Origin of the sequence: Listeria farberi, from assembly GCF_014229295.1 — a bacterium.
In the GTDB taxonomy this organism is placed as follows: Bacteria; Bacillota; Bacilli; order Lactobacillales; family Listeriaceae; genus Listeria; species Listeria farberi.
The window spans coordinates 1-19,035 of sequence record NZ_JAARZL010000002.1 but is presented as its reverse complement, the minus strand read 5'-3'; the positions used below and the strand labels follow the sequence as shown (position 1 = coordinate 19,035).

Sequence of the window (19,035 nt, the reverse complement as noted above, 5' to 3'; positions counted from 1 at the left end):
CGAAGAGGCTTAATCTATATCTAATGAAATTTCAATCCACACAGGCGAATCTTGCGACGCTGCAACAAGCTCAACATCTCCGCTAGGCTGAATATATACTGTAGCTACTGTGCCTGAGACAGACGAAACCAAAGGCGTTGAGAAACCTCGACGTTCAGCCGGTCTGTAGCCTGCGGGAAGTGTAAACATTACACCTTTTGCACTCGTTCGACCAATCGCGCCTTTTAATTGTAGTGTACTTCCTTTTAATCGATAAAGTGGCGGGTATGCCGAGCTTAAAATAGAGAACCCCGTTTTTAATGCCGGTGCTACCCATGCCGTTACTGAGATTTTAGGTTCATATAAAGTAGCCGCATCCGTTTTAGCATCACTAAGCGCTTTATCAGCTTTAGCCTGTGAACCTTCTGTTGTTTCTTTTGCATTCCAGTTCGTTTTATCAGTCGCTGTAACATGAATATCAGCATCATTAACATGTTCATCCAAAGCAGTTTTTTGTGCGAATTGAGCGGGGTTTAAGTTATCAAACTGCTGTTGCAATTCATCTGCTTCACTTTGAAGCTTACTAGTTTCTGTATTGATTTTTTCATCAAGTTCCGCAATTTCACTATCTAAACGCACGCTTTCACTTGTCACTTCATCATGTAGTTCAGCAATTTCTAATTCTACAGCATGTATCATTTGTTCTAATCTTTCGAAATCACTTACATAGCTTTCTGCGACTACTTTTCCTTGTAGCGGGTCTGCTTCTACAAAATAGGTAAAACGAGGCATTCCCGACAATTCAGTCTTATCCGCTTTCTGTAAAATAAAACGTGCAGTATCATATGTTCCCGCGACTGAAAATGCTTCTTTTACAAATGTGTATTCGAAATACCCTTCGTTCATTTTAGATGTATCAAAATGCAAGTTGTCTATTACGTATTCAGTTGTTCCCGGCAGAACTACCGCAAATGTTGGCACGTACTCCGATAAGTCAGGGATCTTACCGCTATCTACTATTTGAACCTCTAAAGTCAATGAATCAATATCGCCCTGAATTGCCTCAATGCGCTCAATGTTCCAACTTTTTCTATTTAAATCTAATGTTGCTTTCACTCTTCTAAGTTTACTCATTTATTCACCTCGCCAACTTGTTCGATTAATTTATTTACAAGTGTTTTTAACTCTGACACTTCTGTGCGTAGTTCTTCTTTTTCTGCTTCGTTCTCTTTTGCGTATTGATATAACCATGCAACAGAGTTATATAAGTCAATTGCCTTACCATCAGCAGTTGTAAGGGACTCAGAAGCTTGTTCTGCAATAAAACCAATTTTCGTTTCATTTGTTTCGTCCGAAATATGTGAATAAGTAAATACATCCGTTTCAGTGACAACTTGCTTAGCTGTTTTACCAAAGGCTTTCGTTTTTACTTTGCGTATATTTGTTTTATATTCTTCACTTGATGCTGTTTCAAAATTACTTGCGCGATGCGGCACATAACGCAATTGAGGACCACCGCCAGAAACCCACGTGTGCCGATCAATAGAAGCGGTTTTGCCGTCGGGGTTAGCCCCGATACAGCACCAGCCATCACTTTGCAGAAGAGGCGTTTCAATTCCCGCGAATGGTGATAAACGTACAACTTTGTCCGCATGTACTGCGCCTGTGTTTTCGTTTATCGCTTCAATGGCAAGCCCTAAGTCGCCGTTTGTGTTCATGCGTATTTGTAGCGCAGGATGTGCTTTTGATACTGATTGAGCAGTTAAATGAAAACCAGCACCGCCGCCCATCTGCAATTCTTCTCGATACTGCGGCGACGGCAGCCCGGGCAGAAAACTAGAGTATAGTGTGTCAAAATAACCCGTCGAACCAGTAATGTTAACGCCTTTAAGATTAACAGCGGTTATTGTGCCCGATGTTATAAAATTCGCATTAAATGCCCCATCTAGAGTCCAAGCTGTTTTATACTCACCGTTTATGCCGGTGCTGCTGAACCCAATCCCCGACTTATTTAAACGTAATACCTGTTGCGCAGTATTTACGTCAGCCGTGTCCATTACAAAAATTTCGGCTGGGCGCTTCGGTGGATAAAGAAGAACATAACCGCCGTCATTACCCGTAATTAAATCGGTTGCTTTGTCAATTGCAAGCTGTATAAAATCATAAGTGCCGTCAATCTTGTCTGTTAAAGCTGCATTAGATTTCGCATCACTTTCCGCTTTTGAGTTTAGGGAATATTTTGCGTCGCCTAGTTCCAGCGACAAATAAAGTTCGTCAATCGGATCGTATGTATATTTATTGACAGTAGCTTCGATATTTTTGTTGTAGCGCTCATGCCAAATTGTCACTGTATCACATAATGCAACTTGTTCAAGTACCGCATATTCTTTGTACTCTTCTGTTTTAGACAGCTGCACAAAGTCAACATCGAGGCTTATTTTCGGAATATTTGCGGACGTTGATTTAAAATAATTTGTCGCTAACGAACGCAAGTGTGCCTCAGTGGTATATCCGCGGTCCATCATTTCCTGCGAAAAGTCAACAGGAAGCGCTAACGCAATTTCATTATCGCTAACATTTTCCGCATCAATGGTGACTTCTTTTAGTGCAATTTTAAGCTGTCCACCGCTACCATCATCGATATTAGCGAAAGGAATAATACGCGTAACTACATCGCCTGTAGTAGTTTCGTTTAGTCCAAGTAGATTCTTTGCATATTCAATACGCACACCACGGTTTGCCCCGCGGTTTTTATGCATTTTAATCGTAAAGTTATCCCACTCTAATTCTGTGCGCCACGTGTCAATAATAGAGCCCTCTGTGCCGGCAATAGCTTCCGCAACAGTTTTGTATTCAAGGCTGAAATTTCCTGTAGTAGTTATGTCAGACCACGCTGTATAATTGTTAGATACAACCGCAGTATCTAAAATAGCGTTTAAAGCAACTGCAGGTGTCGCACCTTTTTTGTTCACATATACAAACGAATTAGCTGCGAGGTCATATTGCCCGATTGCTATCGCTGTAATTGTTTTTATTTCGCTTGTAACATCGAAATCCGACTCATCAATCCTAAATAATTTTTCACCGTCAAAATCGTTTACTTTTACTTTAACAACTGCACGTTTTTCAAGACTATCGAAAATTACTTTTTGTAAGTCATAATCTTCGTCAAACTCATTCGCGGCATGGTAGGTAAATGTGAATGTGAACGCGCCTTGTTTTTCCTCTGTAACGACTGCGTTAGATATATTTGTTAATACACCCACACCGTTATTTTGAGGGACTAGCCCAGCTAGTAAGTCGGCATCATCTGCTTTATATAAAACCGGGAAAGCTATAGCGTCCACCACCTTGGCATTATTTCTATTTTGCTTATGTTTCCAATCCAAGCAATTTCATTCACGCCGGGAGTAAGCGACGGCAGTGTGTTTTTAACTTTATGATTTGCAGAAACGAGGATATTATTTTCTTTTGTGTAGCTGTTTCTCATTTCGCTATCTAACACAATAGGATCTGTAATATCTTTCAAAACAACAGTTTGATTATTTACATAAAGCGTAATATCACCAGTCCCATAGACTTTTATTTGAGGTAAACTTGCAAAGGGTTCCGGGTTTATAAGCTGCTCCCCTGAACGGATTATTGTGTGTACTTGTTTCCCTACGATAGCCCAACGCTCTGGTTTACGCGTGAAATTAAGGGCACCCTCACCCACATAAAAGAGGTGAAAAATTTCGTTAAAGGAAAGTTCTTTTGCTAAGTGTGCTTTCATGAAATAATGAGGGTCATCGCTATATAGTAAATTGCACCAGCCAATCGGACTCTTTAACCAGCTAAAAACGGCACTTGACTCTTCGCGAATATTCTTACTTGACCTATCATTCGCAAATAGATAACATGAAATTGGTTCTTCTACATTCTTAAACGTACCTTTATCGCGGAGTAAAGTCCCGTTACGCCCTGCAACTTCTATGTACTCAATATTTCGCTCAGCAGCAGTATAAGAGGCGCGCTCTCTAACTGCCAAATTGTAGTCTAAACTTGATTCGTTGTTAAAAATAAAAAATGTTTCAGTCAAACAGTTCACGCCTCCTAATTATTAAAATTCAAACCTTTAGCTTTAAATTGCCTCCGCTGTTCTTTTGCTTCTGCTTCGCTGATGTGCGGACGCATAATAGCACCAGCCCGTTTGCCATCGATATTGACAGACATTTCAGAAATACGATCACCTAACGCATCAATACGCGCGGAAAGTGTGTCTTGCCAAGTTTGATCCGGATTAGACGAGTTAACACTTGCAGAAACTGCACCGGATAGACTCCCCGTCATGTCTTGCGCTAAATCTGTAGAGATTGCATTTAGGTCAGGAGTTGCCGCGTCTACCATTTCTTTTGATGCGGCTCTTAACGAACCCAGCTCCGATTCAATACCTACTACGATACCAGCCGGAATAAATTTACCGATTTTATCACGCATTAGTCGCGAAGGAGAATGAATTCCAAAGAAGTCTTTTAAGGAGTCTAAAATACCTTCACCAAAACCCTGTATTTTGGACCGAATCCATCCACCCATGTCAGAAATTCCATTCCACAGACCTTTAATCAAATCGCTACCAATATCAGCCACCTTTGCAAATCCATCTTTAATACTATCAACAGCTTTTTTACCTAATTCTTTTGCTTTATTACCTAAATCCGCTGCTTTATTTTGAATACCAGTAATGAATTTTCTAATCATTTCACTACCTTTTTCAATCATGCTAACGTGAAATTCTGCAAATTTTATAAGGAGTTTCTTAATTAAATCCCCACCTGCAGAAAGCAATTTCCATAACATTTTACCTAAACCTTTAATAAGCTCGCCAACTAGTTTTACACCTGCATCTAAAATCTGTGGTCCATATTTTACTATTGCTTTAATTAATTCAACAGCTAATGTAATTGCTGCCATCACAAGTTGAGGTAAAACTTTAATAAGACCTTCGATCAATGCAAGAATCAATTTCACACCAGCGTCAATAATTTTCGGTAAATTTTCAATTATTGCCTCTATGATTGCCATGAGTAGCGTAATAGAAGCATCTATTAGTTGAGGAAGTATTTGAATCAAGCCAGAAATCAAAGCTAATACAAGCTGAATGCCTGCCTCTAGAATTAAATCAAGATTATCTACTATCGCCATCACAAGCGCAATTATTAAATCAACAGCTGCTGTTAAAAGTTGCGGTAAAATCAGCAAAATACCTTCTAATAAAGCCATTAATATCTGAATTCCCGCGTCAATAATCATAGGTAAAGCGCCAACAATTGCATTAAATACAGCTGTAACAATTTGTACAATAGCTAAAGCAATCGAAGGGAGAGCACTTACAATACCTTCGACTAACGCCATCAAAATTTTAATACCTGCGCCTAACAATAGTGGCAATGCGGCGACTAGCGCCCCTAATAATCCCATCAAAATTGAAATAGCAGCTTCTGTAATTTGAGGTAATGCAGACACTATACCTTCAACAAGTGCTAGAAGCACCTTCAAACCAGCGTCAACAATCATCGGAAGTAGTGAACTAACTGTTTTTAAATACATATCAAGTATTAAAGTAATTGCATCTACAATTTTAGGAAGTGCCGCAACTATACCTTCGATTAAACTTGTGAGTAACTTAATCCCTAAAGTAATAATTTTAGGTAATATACTCGTCATTGTATTAGTATATGTTTCAATTATTGTAGTCACCACTTCAACAAGCTTAGGTATTGCATTTGTTATGCCATCGACCAAATTAACAAGCAACTTTCCGCCTAAATCTATAAACTTAGGCAGATTTTTATTTAAGTACTGACTCACACTTTCTATGCTTTTCGATAAATCTTCAAAAACTTTTGTAATGCCATCAGCGCTTAAGTCACCTGTTTTTGCCCACGCTGACATAAAACCTATAATAAGCGAAATCCCAAGACCGAGTGGACCTGTAAGTCCTAACAATGCCAGCCCAAATTTAGAAATAATGCCAACAAACAAGCTCACAGTACCGCCAACAGCACCAAATACACCACCAAGTTTTTCCAACAAGGAAACGGTTGCTGACACAGCACCCGAAAACATCGTGCTTAGAACTGTGCTAAGTTTTTCGAATAACGAAACAGCAAGTGCAAACGTAGCTCCAAACGCCGTTTTAATTACTTCGCCAACTTGTTGACAGAAACTTAAAAATTTAGATAATTGACTATTCGAATCTGCTAACGCTTTTAGAAAACTCGCTTTTAATACTTCGCCTATTTTTACAAAAAACTGGGCGGTAACTTGTAAAGCGTTTTTCACTGCGTTTAATGCGACTAAGAAACCACTTTTTAATGCTGATGCAGTTGTGTTTACGGCATTTCTGAAAGTCTCATTATCTTTATATAAAGCATAAAAAATAGTTCCCAGAACTGCTAAAATACCAATTACAATCCCAATTGGTCCTGTAAGAATCCGCAAAGCGCCCCCTAATAAGGTTGTCCCTTTTTTGAGAGCAATAAATCCGGCATTTAATTTAAAAATGACAGGGATAAGCGGTCCTACAATAATTAATACTCCACCTAAAGCCGTTCCTAAAACGACTAATCCAGTTACTACTAAAGCTACTACTGCCAGCATTCTTGCCATTGTAGGATTGGCTTCGTTAAACTTATTAATAAAGTTAGTTACTGCAATAACAACTTTGTTTATTGCTTGTAACAAGCTGCCTAACACTTCTTTTATGGGCGTTCCAATTGCACGACCAAATTCTGCCATAACCTTTTTAGAAATCCCAACTTGAGAATCGAAAGTTTTATAACGCTTATTTGCTTCTGCTAATAACGCAGTATTGTCTTTCCACGCTTTATTTCCGACAGCAAGCGCCTGTGTCAATAAGTCAGCATTTCCAGCAAGACGTAGCATCGCATCTGATTCACGAATACCTTTAATCCCTAGCGAATCTAGTATCGCAGTCAAATTTTCGCCTTCTTCGCCGCTTTTAGAAAGTCCGTGAATAACTGCGTCTAGTGCTGTTGCAGCATCATCGTTCCACGCTTTTTGAAACTCTGCCGAAGACATACCCGCCAACTTAGCGAATCCATCAAGTTTTTGCCCGCCGGAATCAACTGCATTGTTGATTTTTTTCATAACCATCGTCATTGCTGTACCCCCCGCCTCGGCGTTGATACCAACAGAAGACATTGCGGTTGCTAATGACATAATTTGCGCTTCTGTCATACCTACTTGCTTACCTTGGCCAGCGAGTCGTAAGCCCATTTCGGTAATCTCTTTCTCTGTAGTAGCGAAGTTATTTCCGAGGTCAACAATTGTAGCACCGAGTCTGTCGAAATTCTTTTGCGGCATTTGTGTAATGTTAGCAAGACGAGCTAATGAAGTTGCCGCTTCTTCGGATGACATGTTAGTAGATACACCTAAGTCAAGCATTGTTTTAGTAAATCCTGCGATACTTTTACGTTCAATTCCTAGCTGTCCAGCTGCCTCAGCAACAGCAAAAATTTCCGTCGTTGACTGCGGCATTGCTTTCGTAACAGAAAGAAGTTCTTGTTGTAATGCCTTCATTTGTTTTGCGTTGCCATCTACAGTTTTTTCTACTCCTGCCCATGCAGTTTCAAACTTAGCCGCAGCGCTTACAGAGGCGCCTATTCCCTTCACCATTCCAAAACTTGCTGCACCAAATGTCGCTGTCATTAATGCGCCTGCATTCATGACTTTTCGTCCTGTTTGTTCCATTTGACTTGCGTAATTTTTCGAGGTTTTTCCTGCATTATTTAGCGTATTACCGAGGTTCTTTAGCTCAGACTGTGCTTGTGTGAGCGACCTAGTTAACCCCGTTGCGTCAGCGCCAATTTTTACTAGAATGTCATAATTTGACAAATATTTACCTCCCTTCTATGTTATTTGACTAAGATCTAGTTTCTTAGTGAATTCTTCTAAAGCTTTTTGTTGCTCAATTTTTGCATCAATTTTATTCTCAGTTTTGCCTGCCAACTCCGCTTTAGTAGGACGTTTGTATATATCCTTAGGGGATTTTATTTTCTTCGTATTTGCGACTGCATTAAAATACGCTTGAATGGCAAGTTGTTCTGTGCGGTCTAATGCTGCATCTTGCTCCGCTTCAATAAGCAAAGAAAACTCAAGCGGTGTTAGCTGCCTAACGTCTGTGGGTCGTAACTTGAAAAAACGCCAGCCAGCTTTATAACGCTCATTTATGTCAATTATGGGCGGATTAGTTAGCTCAGCAGGTCCTCCATCGCTTTGCGCGCTTTTTCGTCCGTCAACAGCTTGTCCACTGTCTTCTTGTAGAAAAAATGATTTGCTACAAGTGCATTACCATTTTTCATTACTTTATCTAAATCTAATTTTTCGTCTTTAATTGCGTCTTTAATTGCCTGTTCGACGGTTTCATATGAGAAATTTTCACCAGTATATTTAAGGCATGCAAAAACAATTTTTACATACGTATCTAAATCGCCAGTGAAAACTTTACCAACGAGCGATAAAGCTCCACCCTCATCCGATTTATTTAAATAGTCAATGCCTTCAAAAGTTAATTTCAGTTCATATTCTTTACCGTTGATTTCGATTGTTGGATTTGTTTCTTGATTTGTCATATGTAAATTCCTCCATGTTTAACGTCCTGCGACGATTAGTTGTAAAAAAATAAAAGCCCCGTTTAAGAGGCTTTACAGTGAATTATTCAGTTGGTGGTGTAGCGGGTGTTTCGTCTGCTTCATTTGCAGGAGCTCCATCAGGAATCTCAGTTAATGTAACTTCCGTAATTTCACCAGAAAGCGCAGCTTCTACAGAAAGTTGAACATTGTCACCATTCCCATTATCTCGCTCAAAGCTGTTTAATTTGTATAAACCCTTTTCGCCTTTTTTCGTTTTAATATCTAACTCTGTGATAGGCACATACTGTTTTTTACGAAGTGCTTTTAGTAAAAACGGAAAAGCTACATCGCCAGTGGTCATAATCGCGCCAAAGCTGACTGTTTGCGAAACTTTACCGTAACCTGTCTCACTTTTATCCTTTGTTTCTAGTTCAACATCATCAGCCGAAACTGATGTATTACCGTCTGTTTGGTTAAACGGTCTCACATATTTTTCGCCTGCATCTCCCGTAATTGTTACGAGGTAAATAATGTCGCTACCTGTGTACTCTAATGCCAAATTTAACTCCTCCTATGGTTTCTTTTATTTATTGTTACGCTGATAAATGCGCGATGATAGTTAAGTAAGTCGCCTGCTGTTTCCGGTCCAACCGGCTGTACTCCGATGTTATTCTCAACAGTAAACTCGCTAAAGTTATAGCAACTTAGTCCATTTTTAATTTGTTCGCAAATAACCCGCTGCTCTTTATTCGATCGCGGATAAACAACGATCTCATACAACTCACTTGACTCTGTTGAGTCTTTTAACTTTGTGCTGGACAAATCTACGTCATTAAGCAGCTTTATCGTTGCGAAAGGCTTATCCTCAACATTTAACTCTATCCCATCATAAACCAGTCGTACGTCAATTCCTGCCAAAGAAGCAACATAATCTTTTAGTATTGTTTGCTCTTTTAATGACATTAGTTTGACGTCCTTTTGACCGCGGCTTTTAGTTTATTACGATATGCCGGCGCATCTTCCTGCACAGTTTTTCGAACAAACCCGGACTTTGTTTTATGCGTATATTCTTGAATACTCGCATAATCTAAATCGCTGCCAAATTGCCCCTGTAAATCGCTTGTCATTTCAACGCTAGCTGGAAAACTATTCGCTAATGCACCAGATTTTCGAGGCGCATTTCTTGCCGTTTTATTGCTCGACTCATGTACCTGTCGTTCCGTCTCTTCACTAAAGCTATTTATGTATTTGTCCATATCTAGCTTACTTTGCATCGAAGAGTCAAACTCGACTTTAAAATCAACTTTCATTAATGCACCAACTCCCCAAGCACTTCAATCCTATTACGTTGACCGATACCGTTTTCATTTGCGCCAATGACTCGGTATTTTCTACCAGCATAATTGAAGAATTTCACAGGAGTCCAATCTTCAATATTAATATCGACCTTAATGTCGCCCTCAGTTGTTAATACTCCGCCTTCAACTTGTACCTGTTTACCGGAAATTTCTGTTACATGCGCTTTTACAAAGATCGAGGCTTGTACATAGCTTAGTAACTCGCATGTATCAGCGTCAATTTCACCCGCTTCTTCTTTGAGCAACTCAACTTCGAATTCTCGTCCGGCAAGTATTTCTTCTCTAGCGAGCTTCATAAATTCAATATCCTTATTCGTAATCATCGAACAAACCGTCCTCTCGCGCTGTCATTATGTATGTTAAAAAAGAAGTACAGCGTGGGTGGGGCGACTCAATCGGAAAAGCAGTGTCTTCCGGATAGTTTCCCTGACCCATGCCATAGTGATCAGCATTTGCAAGCGCAACACACTTAGGTGAGCGGTGAATACCTTCTGTAATATGCCAGCCTTTGACGTACTTGCTTCTTTTACCGTTTTCTATGATAGCTCTGCGATATGCGTTCGGTCCGTCTGATCGAATAATGTTGTCCGTGCGCCAGCGCTCTTTTTCCAGCGTCTTATTAACGCCCTTGACTGCTTCTTGAAAGCCTTTTTTGCTATTAATATTAACGGAAATCCTTATAGCATCATGTAAACTACGCGATAGCCAGAACGTGCTATCATGCAAAGTTAAACCGTTTTCCCATTTATAATTAAATACATCCTTTACTATTGACGCTTTAACTGACTCTTTAACAGAATCGGCAACCAAAACCACGCCATAGGTCACAGCAAAATACTTTAATAATTTATCTGTAGTCCATGACGTGGTTTCTTCGATCACTTCGCGAATAGTTTCGTTAATGTCAGCATTAAATTCTGGAAATAACTTGTCTAACTCACGCATAATTTTCGCGTTCTTGCTTCTGTGTATTGTGCCATCCGCTTCTGCATATTTAGATAGAATATCAATAACATCATATTTAATTGACTCTATACTTTTTAATGTTGTTGTCGCATGCACATTATTCAGCTTTTTAAATTCGCGCGCTAGTTCAATAAAAAATTTTTCAATACTCATGCGCGGTCAAGCCGTTTCATAACTTTAAAAGATGATGTGGTCCCAAATTGCTCAGCGTATTGTGCATTAAGTTGCACTAATAGCTTCTGATAATTTGCTGAAATACTGCCTTTTGAAATACTCTCCTCACCGTCACGAAAATTGAAGAAATGCGCTGTACTTAGCGCTAATTCTTCAACTCCGATGATGCGCGCTCGCAATAAGATACGCATTTCTTCGCCTGCAAAAGTCGTCTGTGACGGCGAGAAACCTTCCGCTTCGATTGCTTCGTCTAACCAGCCCGAAATAGTTCCGTCGTTAATTCCCGGAATATTCGAAAATTTACGAGTAAGCTTTGCTTTTAATTCGTCTTTCGCCGCCACTATGACGCCTCCTTATTGTTCTTTTTCTTTTGTTTTCCGAGGTTGCTTCGTTGCTTTTTCTATAACTTGCACAAAACCGTCATTAACTAAACGTTCCACGTATGCCGAGTCGATTTCAATTTCATCGTCTACACGGCTATAGTCTACTTGTCCTTTAAGAACCTTTACTTTAACTTTTACCAAATTACTTCACGTCCGCAAACAATAGTAATTTCGGGTCTTCCATAATTGGGAACCCCGCAGCTACACCACGTAAAATGGATTGAATAGGCTCTTTTTTATCATAAGCATCCACAAATACACCTGGTTTAAAATTATTTTCAACTGTAGGACCGTATAAGAAATTACCCAAGCCTTCCGATACGAAAACAACACGATTTTGCGGATAAAATTCTACAACCTCGTCTTTGCCTGTATACATGTTACGTACAGTTGCTTTACGATTTTTAACAATCTCAATTGGTGGTAAATCAAAACCAGCGAGAGCCTCATTAACTTCTTTTTGACTCACTCGCGCAGCATCTGTATTTGGGCGAGCTTCTGAAATAATCACCTTATTTTTTGTTAATAGTGCAAAAATATCTCGAGGCATTAAGATGACATCGGCAGACTTACCGTTTGTTTCTTCGTATTTTTCAGCCCAGCCGATTAAATCAGCAAGTGCGTCATGGTCAACGTTGTCCCATGTATTAACACCAGTTAAGACAATTTGATGGTCCGAAGGCACACCGTAGTCGAATCCTACTTTTACATTATTTTTGTTATAGCTTAATTTACCAGTTGTGAGAGCTTCTAATCGCATTACTTCAACTCGATCAAGAATGGCATTAGAAATGCTGATAGCTTTTCTTTGTAGTTTAGCAATTAACTCAGAGTGTTCTGTTTCGCTCCGGCTTTGATTTAATGCTAATAACTCTTCCTCAGTGATAACGTCTTTAAGACCAATTTTTGCTAGTTCGCCCATTTTCTGTGCGACTGCATCGCGGTCCATCACAGGTGGTTCAGCGCCGTAACCAATCATGGCAGCTAAATATTTGTTACCTTTAATAATATCATAGGTGAAAGTTGTGCTTGAGGTAGTGTCGTCAGGTAAAAAACGTGAACCAAACGTAGGTTTTTCCTCTCGTAATGCAATACTTTCATCAATTAATCCACGAAGAGCAGGGGTTTGAAACTCTTCTAAATGTGTAATACCAGCCATATTTTATACAACCTCCTTCACGTAACGAATTTCTGTAGTTTTTTCTTTAAACTCTTTTGTTGCACCGACTAATTTTGCATCATACACAGAACCGCGAGTAATTACTTCGCCTACGATTCCGTCATTTTCGCCGTCACTGTCCCAGTCAACATTTAAAATACCGAAATCTGCATAGTTTGCAACGTCTGCAGCAACGAATTTAACCCATTTCCCAGTCGTTGAATCTTGCGCAATAGCTTGTCCAACTTCTACGTAACCTTTACCAAATTTTGTTGCGTCTAATGTCGCACCTGCTTCAATAAAAGTGAAGTGCTCACTTGCTAGAATGTTTTTACCGCCCTTAAATTCGGTGCGGCTTTGTGATGGTGTGTAAATTGGCAATTTATTTCCTCCTATTTTCTCTTAAATAATTTGCGGGCAGCTTCCCGCCCTTTTTCTTCTGCTTTGTCTTTAGTTGTTTTTGTTTCGGTGGTTCCGCCGGGGGCGTTTACGCTTGGATCCGCAGGCTGTTCCACAGGAATTAGCTCTGTAAATAAAGCAATTTGTTGTTCCAGCTGCTCTTCTGACTCACCAGTTACAAATGCTTTTGCTTTCTCTAAGCGTTCCCCCGTAAATCCGGCTTCCGCAAGTTTAGACGTTTTAAAATGGTTTAAGCTGAGTTGTTGTTTTTCTTGTAAAGCCTCTTCTTTATCTTTCAGTGCTTTTTCGTACAACTCTTTGTATCGACCATTTTCTTCGTCTTCCAGCCGTTTCGACTCGTCAATTTGTGCACGTAATTGATTAAGCTCATTTTCGGCTTGTTTTTTTGCGTCGTTAATAGTCTTAAATCGATCGTAAGGTACCGTTTCCGATTTTTGTGTATTAACTTGTTCTTGCGATTGTTCTTCCGTATTTAACGACTCGTCAGTCGGGTTTTGGGTTGTCTGTGTTTCATCCTTCATATTCAATTTCCTCCTTGTTTAACGTCGTGTCCGACGATTTGTTAAGTGAGTAAATGTCTTCACCTTGTCGTTTTTCAAGCGACTCAGCTTGTATTTCTTGTTTTTTCGCTGTTGAATTTTCAACTCCTAGACGATTCATAGCGCCTGCAGTAGACTCAAACCCCGCGCCAACTTCTTCAACTAGTAGCTCAACTAAATCTTTCCTGTTATCCGGCAACGGAAGAACGAATTTAATTTCATTTGTATAAATTTCACCTATACTTTTTACTACTTCTTTATCGTATGTAAAATTAGGTGCCGACACTCTTGCCTGTAAATAGCGAACTGATTTTTCATGAAGCTCCTGTAACTTCGCTTGCCAAACATGCCAGTGCTCTTCTGTATCTTGAATAATATCGTGAAAGATTATTTGTAAAGCTTCCGCATTCATTCCACCAAAATTTAGGTCTTGTGCGGTAAAATTTGGAATAGAAGACACTTCATGTAAAGCGCCTTTAAGTCGCGTAAATGTATCGTTTAATGCTGTCGTATATGTAAAATTCGACTCGGACTTTTCTACCCCAGGATCTCGCCCCTCCGTAGTACTATTTAACGCAGCAGCTGCACCCGGAGCAATATCTATGCCAAGCAACTGGGCTCTGTCGATATTTTTAAAATATGTAACTGGAAACATTTCGAATTTAAGCGAGTCAATTGCGTCTTCATTGAGCTGATTTAATCTATCAGTAATTTCTCGCATGTCATCTAGTTCATTCGAATCGCCTGCATTTAATTGCAATAAACTTTGAATTGGGATTAATATAGCGGGAATAAAAGGCAGTCCCATCGACACGTCTTTAACCCACTCGTTGACGGGCTCCAAGTTTTCGTTATAATACCCTTCTGTTAAATAACAGTTTTTAGCCCCGTTTTCAGCTCCTTTTAACTCGAAGGTTTGTTTCTTTATAAGCTCAACTTTTTCACCCACTTCGTCCCAAATTTCAACCGAACGTACAAAACTTATTTTAATAAGTTCCTCATAGTCATCATTACTAAAAACTGGGAATACTTCGGTGTCAGGATGCCAAACCCACTGCAGTTTACCTGTCTTTGGATTAAATACGATTTTCACCGCAACCCTTGAAGCGATTAATCTGTCTTTTGCCGCTGATAATAAAGCCGCCCGCATATTGTTTTCGCGCCAAAGCTGGTAAAGCAGTTGCTCATAACCCTCAGCTCGTTTATTTTCTTTTTGTTGGGCTTCGCTAGGCGAATAATCACCGCTTAGTCGCGTTGCTTCTTCGTCAATTATTTGCGGTAACACGCTTATACCATGCGTTCCGCCCATTTGCCACTGCGCCTTTGCGTCTATCATTCGTTTAAAATAGTTAACTTCGAAGCGTGTCGGGTCGTAGTCGAGACCGGGCGGACGAGGTAAATCTTTCGCTTTAACTAGTTGTCCAGAATTCGGGTCCACATGCTGATAGCCTGCGTAATAATTGTATGACTCCACCTGTTTTTGAAACCTTTGGAATTCGCGTTCTCCCAAAGCTTCCATGAAAGGCGACTTCAACATACTGTCAATAGTATCAACGGTTAAGAAATCACTTTTTAATATTCCTATTTCTAATCACCTCCTAGTCGGTTATCTGTAGCCCCTACGCGGAATTACTTCCACATTTTGAGCTATTTTTGCTATCTTCAAGGCATCAGCCAATGCGTCAGGACCGTCGTCATGATTATGTGACGGATAGTATTCAAGCATTTCGAGCAGTAGACGATGCGCCTTATTAAAGCGAACACGACCGGCTTCAATATCCGGAAGCATTGCTTCAATACGAAGCGCCTTACGTGTCTTTTGTTTCACTTTAGCAAGCCTAGTTTTTGCAGGATAGCCATTCTTTTGGAGCTCTTCGCTAAGTTTATCCGCAAACCATTCCTGCGCCTGCTGTGACTCAACAGCTAATCGCTCGTACTGGTATTGCATCGTTTTCTTAACAATTAACTGCAAAAATTTGTCTGGCTTTAACCGCTCTATGTGTGCGTCAACTACATAACATATTCCTGTATCGCGCTTTCTAGCAATAGTTACAATTGCAGAATAGTCGCCCTTTTCTTTGCCCATCGCAAAATCCACCGCAGCAAAAATATCACAGTTATTAAGCGATAAATCTGCATCGGCGTAATAAAAAAAGTCGTCAGGATTAAATACCTGCGACTCTTCATCTAGCGGATTGTTCATATATTCTTGATTAAATGCTTTTGAGCCCATTTCTTCGCGCTTCTGCATAAAGTACTTATAATCATAACGCGAAGCCCACAAAGTCCCGGTACCTTTCAGCATTTTTTGCTTGTTTTGCTCGTAAAAACTGTCGGCTAGACGTTTAGCTTGCTTATCGTCACTATTGTAAATTCGCCGCCATTCTTCCCATAGCTTTGGATGTTCTGAAAACGAGGTAATTGCGGGAAACTTTTGCGATTTAAATTCGCGGCTTTTAGTTACGACATGGTTGAGCAATGAATCGTAATGAACGATTGTACCCATATACACGCACAAAGCATCTCGGTCCATTGCCTGCATCATTTCCGACTGAAACCACCGCAAATTCTTTTCGCGCAATTCTTTTGTGTTTGTGTTGTCGTTGGACTCTAAATCATCAAGTAGAAACAGATCGGGGCGTGTGTTTAAATAGCGCAAACCCCGCATCTGTGTCCCAGTTCCTTTCGCTTCCACTTTCGTACTAGATAGCGTTATAAACTCGTATTTATTGTCGAGTTCGTTGCGACTCGGCTGCTCGCTCAGGATAGAACCAAAGTCAGCACGCAGTTTTTCATTGTATTTCAACTGCAGTTTTGTCCACGCAATGAAATCGCCCGCAACATCTTTCGTTTCGGAAATAACTACGATATATTTACGCAATCGATATACAACTTGATGCGCCAAAAATCCGTCGGTAAGATATGCGGTTTTGGCGTGGTTCCGAGCTACCGCCCAAGCAATATGGGACTCTTCCTTACCTTGAGTTACATCGTCCAACATGCGACACAGTTCGCGGTGAAATTCTGCAGCATCTTCAATGGACTGCCCGGCGGGAATTAAGTTGCCGGGATTATCAGGGTTCCGGTCCTCACTGAAATATTCGTACATAAAAAATAGCACATCATGTTCAGCACGGTGTACTCGATTTAGCTGCTCTAACTCTTTTAAGTCAGTCAATAATGTTTCTATTTGCGACTGCGATGCCTGTCCTGCGTCTTTTAGCTCAAGCAAAACCTGCGCGTGTTTTGTTAACAGTTCTATACGATTTTGTCGCTCTGATCGCGTCATCCAAGGCGCCAATTCAGCGGTCAATCAGATTTAACCTCCATCAACTTACTAAGTCGCTCAATTTCGTCCTCTAAATCGTCACTGTCACGTGTGCGAGTCGTTAGGTCAATTGTTTGCTCATTCTTAACCCAACCAAGCGATTTAAACATCAGGTCCAACGCTTTCGTTGACGGCTGCGAGCCGCTAATTAGCTTACTCATTGCGCCAAAGGCTTGCGGCGCTAATGCGCTTAATTGTTCGCGACTAGCTTCTGCAAGTGCTTCCTGAAATACCGCATTTCTTGTGCGCCAGTTATACAATGTTTTGCGCTCGATTTCCAAAGTTTCCGCGATATCTTCCATCGAGAGGTAGTCGGAGCTGTTCTTATTTTGCGACGCTTGTTCTAATAACATATAAATAGCGCGTTGTTGTGCATCGGAAAGTTGCTCAAATAATTTTTCTCTACGTGTTGCCATTTTGTGTTATCACCTCCTATGATTTCTGTAGCAAAAAAAACCCGAAAAATCGGAGCTATGTATCTTATTTAATATACTCGGCAAGGATTTGCACCTTGCATGAACTAAGTAATTTTTGCTATAGGTTTCTTAAGCTAAGGCTTACGCTCCTTTGCCATATTAGTTCTTACCTCCAATGCGTCTACCTATTCCGCCACGAGTATACTTACTAAATTCTATGTGCTCTGCCAAACAACTTCAAAAGTAACGATAAAATTATTTTGTTGGGGCTTAATTTCAACGCAGGCAAATACGCCCTCGCGCCCGTCTACATTTTCGTATAACTTATTTAATTCGTATTTTTGTTCGGACTCAATTCGAATTATATGCTCCAAACTAACGCCTCCTTTTTCGGTTAATACTACCAAAAAGATTGCGTTATGTGTTATGCTAATAGCGTAGTGATTACGCCCCGGTTTGAAAATTTTGGTAGCAATGTTAGCGGGTCAGAGAAACGAAAAATATCTTTGACACAGCCCCGGGGGGTTCAGTAAATCGCGGATAATTGTGCAAATGTATAACGATGTATTTTTATTAACAAATATACAAACCTACTTCCGCTAACATACATTATGTAAACTATCCCTAGTCCTTCTAGCGCAAGGCTCTGCGGTTTCACATAGTCGCATACATGCAGTTTATTATATGTTTTATTCATTTGTTAGCATGATAAGAGTGAACCCTTTGGTATCAAACGCTTTATAAGTGATTGTGAATTATATCGAAAGTATGTGCAATGTATTCGCAATGAATAAACTGATTATTGCGTTAATTTACGACCCCTTAGTTTTTCGAAAGGCTTCATGCAGCAAACCCAAATCTGATATTATACTAATAAGTAATTAATCAACGGGTAATAATCGCTTCACACTATCCGTGTTACTTCTTATATGATATGCGCCTCATTGTGTGGATACCCAAGCGCCTAGTACACCCGTTAAAGGGTAGACCATTCCTTTATACTTCGATATATAAAGTTCAAGAACTACCGCCCTTCATTCGCTAACGCTCATTGCGGTCGGACATACTACTTATATAGCGTCAAGTACTTAATGATAGCACTAAGTGAGCGAAGCGAGCTTAGCAGAGGCAACTGCCTGCGAAAGCTATAGCGTTATAAAGGGAATCGCCTATAATCACTCCCCCTTACCCCCTCATATACTAGTAGGTAATACGTGCCGACTCGTCGGGTATATGCGTAAAAAAGGTACGAATGACCTACGGTTTTTAGTCAAAAAGTGTGATTTAACACCCAAGTAACACGTATCGTGTAGGTTAGCTGTTATACCGAAATAATCACACATTTTGTGTATAAAGCACCCGAAACGTGTCGCCAAACGTTTGACCTATATGGTTAACTTCGTTTTAACGCGCTAGGTTTCAGTACTTTGTTGCGTTAGTATTGGCGTACTCTTGACATATACTAGGCGCGCTAGGTATAATACTAATGCGCGTCTCTTTATATAGGGGTAGTGTGAAACGTTGGTAATACGCGGTCGTGGCGGAATCGGCAGACGCGCTAGGTTTCAGTACTTTGTTGCGTTAGTATTGGCGTACTCTTGACATATACTAGGCGCGCTAGGTATAATACTAATGCGCGTCTCTTTATATAGGGGTAGTGTGAAACGTTGGTAATACGCG

The 19,035-nt window shown here is 40.2% G+C and carries 20 protein-coding genes; all 20 read right to left on the bottom strand.

Annotation, left to right across the window (positions count from 1 at the left end; translation table 11 throughout):
• Nucleotides 1-9: 9 nt before the first annotated feature.
• Entirely contained in the window at nucleotides 10-1,113 is a 1,104-nt protein-coding gene (locus HCB38_RS07510; RefSeq protein WP_185638053.1) for a BppU family phage baseplate upper protein, read from the bottom strand.
• The gene (locus HCB38_RS07505; protein ID WP_185638051.1) at nucleotides 1,110-3,368 is read right to left on the bottom strand and encodes a phage tail spike protein; all 2,259 of its coding nucleotides are present in this window, start codon (nucleotides 3,366-3,368) and stop codon (nucleotides 1,110-1,112) included. Before HCB38_RS07505 ends, HCB38_RS07510 begins: the two co-directional genes overlap by 4 nt.
• Nucleotides 3,314-4,057 carry a hypothetical protein gene (locus HCB38_RS07500; RefSeq protein ID WP_185638049.1) on the bottom strand — a complete coding sequence of 248 codons (744 nt, stop codon included), beginning with the start codon at nucleotides 4,055-4,057 and terminating at the stop codon, nucleotides 3,314-3,316. The genes HCB38_RS07505 and HCB38_RS07500 overlap by 55 nt, the downstream gene beginning before the upstream one ends.
• A gap of 14 nt (nucleotides 4,058-4,071) precedes the next feature.
• Entirely contained in the window at nucleotides 4,072-7,875 is a 3,804-nt protein-coding gene (locus HCB38_RS07495; RefSeq protein ID WP_260484212.1) for a phage tail tape measure protein, read from the bottom strand.
• A gap of 15 nt (nucleotides 7,876-7,890) precedes the next feature.
• Nucleotides 7,891-8,127, bottom strand: a complete 237-nt coding sequence (locus HCB38_RS07490) for a hypothetical protein (RefSeq protein WP_185638047.1) — start codon at nucleotides 8,125-8,127, stop codon at nucleotides 7,891-7,893.
• Between the two features lie 104 nt (nucleotides 8,128-8,231).
• Nucleotides 8,232-8,612 carry a tail assembly chaperone gene (locus HCB38_RS07485; protein ID WP_185638045.1) on the bottom strand — a complete coding sequence of 127 codons (381 nt, stop codon included), beginning with the start codon at nucleotides 8,610-8,612 and terminating at the stop codon, nucleotides 8,232-8,234.
• A gap of 82 nt (nucleotides 8,613-8,694) precedes the next feature.
• Nucleotides 8,695-9,171 (bottom strand): phage major tail protein, TP901-1 family, encoded by a 477-nt coding sequence (locus HCB38_RS07480; RefSeq protein ID WP_185638043.1) that lies wholly within the window; start codon nucleotides 9,169-9,171, stop codon nucleotides 8,695-8,697.
• A 2-nt stretch (nucleotides 9,172-9,173) separates the two neighbouring features.
• Entirely contained in the window at nucleotides 9,174-9,575 is a 402-nt protein-coding gene (locus HCB38_RS07475; RefSeq protein WP_185638041.1) for a hypothetical protein, read from the bottom strand.
• Nucleotides 9,575-9,922, bottom strand: a complete 348-nt coding sequence (locus tag HCB38_RS07470; RefSeq protein ID WP_185638039.1) for an HK97 gp10 family phage protein — start codon at nucleotides 9,920-9,922, stop codon at nucleotides 9,575-9,577. Before HCB38_RS07470 ends, HCB38_RS07475 begins: the two co-directional genes overlap by 1 nt.
• The gene (locus tag HCB38_RS07465; protein WP_185638037.1) at nucleotides 9,922-10,293 is read right to left on the bottom strand and encodes a hypothetical protein; all 372 of its coding nucleotides are present in this window, start codon (nucleotides 10,291-10,293) and stop codon (nucleotides 9,922-9,924) included. The genes HCB38_RS07470 and HCB38_RS07465 overlap by 1 nt, the downstream gene beginning before the upstream one ends.
• Complete coding sequence (locus HCB38_RS07460; protein ID WP_185638035.1) at nucleotides 10,280-11,089, bottom strand: hypothetical protein; 810 nt, start codon at nucleotides 11,087-11,089, stop codon at nucleotides 10,280-10,282. The genes HCB38_RS07465 and HCB38_RS07460 overlap by 14 nt, the downstream gene beginning before the upstream one ends.
• Entirely contained in the window at nucleotides 11,086-11,451 is a 366-nt protein-coding gene (locus HCB38_RS07455) for a hypothetical protein (RefSeq protein ID WP_185638033.1), read from the bottom strand. The genes HCB38_RS07460 and HCB38_RS07455 overlap by 4 nt, the downstream gene beginning before the upstream one ends.
• Before the next feature lie 12 nt (nucleotides 11,452-11,463).
• Complete coding sequence (locus tag HCB38_RS07450) at nucleotides 11,464-11,634, bottom strand: hypothetical protein (protein WP_185638031.1); 171 nt, start codon at nucleotides 11,632-11,634, stop codon at nucleotides 11,464-11,466.
• Nucleotide 11,635: 1 nt separating this feature from the next.
• Nucleotides 11,636-12,652: a major capsid protein gene (locus tag HCB38_RS07445; RefSeq protein ID WP_185638029.1), complete on the bottom strand. Its 1,017-nt coding sequence runs from the start codon at nucleotides 12,650-12,652 to the stop codon at nucleotides 11,636-11,638.
• A 3-nt stretch (nucleotides 12,653-12,655) separates the two neighbouring features.
• The gene (locus HCB38_RS07440) at nucleotides 12,656-13,033 is read right to left on the bottom strand and encodes a hypothetical protein (protein ID WP_185638027.1); all 378 of its coding nucleotides are present in this window, start codon (nucleotides 13,031-13,033) and stop codon (nucleotides 12,656-12,658) included.
• An 11-nt stretch (nucleotides 13,034-13,044) separates the two neighbouring features.
• Entirely contained in the window at nucleotides 13,045-13,593 is a 549-nt protein-coding gene (locus HCB38_RS07435) for a hypothetical protein (protein WP_185638025.1), read from the bottom strand.
• On the bottom strand, nucleotides 13,583-15,130 hold the full coding sequence (locus tag HCB38_RS07430) for a phage portal protein (protein WP_260484211.1): 1,548 nt from the start codon (nucleotides 15,128-15,130) through the stop codon (nucleotides 13,583-13,585). Before HCB38_RS07430 ends, HCB38_RS07435 begins: the two co-directional genes overlap by 11 nt.
• Nucleotides 15,131-15,217: 87 nt before the next feature.
• Entirely contained in the window at nucleotides 15,218-16,924 is a 1,707-nt protein-coding gene (gene terL, locus HCB38_RS07425; RefSeq protein ID WP_260484210.1) for a phage terminase large subunit, read from the bottom strand.
• The gene (locus tag HCB38_RS07420; protein ID WP_185352340.1) at nucleotides 16,921-17,355 is read right to left on the bottom strand and encodes a phBC6A51 family helix-turn-helix protein; all 435 of its coding nucleotides are present in this window, start codon (nucleotides 17,353-17,355) and stop codon (nucleotides 16,921-16,923) included. Before HCB38_RS07420 ends, terL begins: the two co-directional genes overlap by 4 nt.
• A 215-nt stretch (nucleotides 17,356-17,570) precedes the next feature.
• Nucleotides 17,571-17,729 carry a hypothetical protein gene (locus HCB38_RS07415; RefSeq protein WP_185638020.1) on the bottom strand — a complete coding sequence of 53 codons (159 nt, stop codon included), beginning with the start codon at nucleotides 17,727-17,729 and terminating at the stop codon, nucleotides 17,571-17,573.
• Between the last annotated feature and the right edge of the window lie 1,306 nt (nucleotides 17,730-19,035).